Origin of the sequence: Micromonospora sp. KC723, from assembly GCF_004348595.1 — a bacterium.
Taxonomy (GTDB): domain Bacteria; phylum Actinomycetota; class Actinomycetes; order Mycobacteriales; family Micromonosporaceae; genus Micromonospora.
In genome coordinates this window covers 1-1,170 of record NZ_SMKD01000277.1, presented here as the reverse complement: position 1 = coordinate 1,170, position 1,170 = coordinate 1, and the positions used below count along the sequence as shown (strand labels likewise).

The window sequence follows — 1,170 nt, the reverse complement described above, 5'->3', positions numbered from 1 at the left end:
GCCCCGGGCCGACCCCGCGCACCCCACCGTCGGTGGGACGGCCCTGGCCACGCCCGGGCTGGTGACACCGGCCGGCGTGGCGGCACCGCCCCCGGTCGCCGCCACGTCGTGGCTGGTCGCCGACCTGGACAGCGGCGCGGTGCTGGGTGGTTGCGACCCCCACGGGTACGCCACCCCGGCGAGTGTGCAGAAGCTGCTGCTGGCCGCGACCATGCTGCCGAAGCTCGACCCGCACCAGGTCGTCACCGTCACCGCGGCCGACCTCGACATCGAGCCGGGCAGTTCCGCGGTCGGCCTGCTGGTGGGCGGCCGGTACCCGGTGGAGACGCTCTGGCTGGGGCTGCTGCTCAGGTCCGGCAACGATGCCGCCAACACTCTCGCGCGCCTCGGCGGCGGACCCGACGGGCTGCCGGGTGGAGTCCGCGCCATGAACGAGCACGCCCGCCATCTGGGCGCCCTGCGGACCCACGCGGTGACCCCCTCCGGGCTGGACGCGCCCGGCCAGTTCACCAGCGCGTACGACCTGGCCCTGATCGCCCGTGCCTGCTTCGCCGACCCGACCTTCCGCCGGTACGACGCCACCCCGCGCGCCGTCGTCCCGGCGCAGCCGGCGCTGCGGGAGAAGGCGTTCGAGATCCAGAACGACAACCAACTGCTCTACCGGTACCCGGGGGCGCTCGGCGGCAAGACCGGCTTCACCGACCTGGCCCGGCACACCTACGTCGGCGCGGCCGAACGCCACGGCCGCCGCCTGGTGGCCACCCTGCTCGGCGCGGAGGTGACCGAGCAGCGGGGCTGGCAGCAGGGTGCCGCGCTGCTGGACTGGGGGTTCACGCTGCCCCGCGACGCCTCGGTCGGCCGCCTGGTCCGCCCCGGCGAACTGACCGCCCCGCCGTCGCCGGCGGCGACCCCGCCGGCGCTGGCGGCTGCCGGTGGACCCGTCGACCAGGGTCATCGCTGGGCACACCCCGGCGCGGCGCTGGTCGTGGTCCTGGCGGCGGCCGGTGTCGTGCTGCTCGCCCGACGCCGCCGGCACGCGTCCGTGCGACGGCACCGGTGACCGCCGCCGGCCGCCGGCGGACCGCGGGCCTCCTGACCGTCGCGGTCGCCCTCGCCTGCGCCGCCGCCTGCCAACGGCCGCCCGGCCCCGCCCCCGGGCCCGGCCCGGTC

The 1,170-nt window shown here is 77.8% G+C and carries 1 protein-coding gene; it reads left to right on the top strand.

Annotation, left to right across the window (positions count from 1 at the left end; translation table 11 throughout):
* The coding region (locus E1165_RS28620) for a D-alanyl-D-alanine carboxypeptidase family protein (RefSeq protein WP_132394793.1) at positions 1-1,060 on the top strand (1,060 nt) is incomplete at its 5' end.
* Between the last annotated feature and the right edge of the window lie 110 nt (positions 1,061-1,170).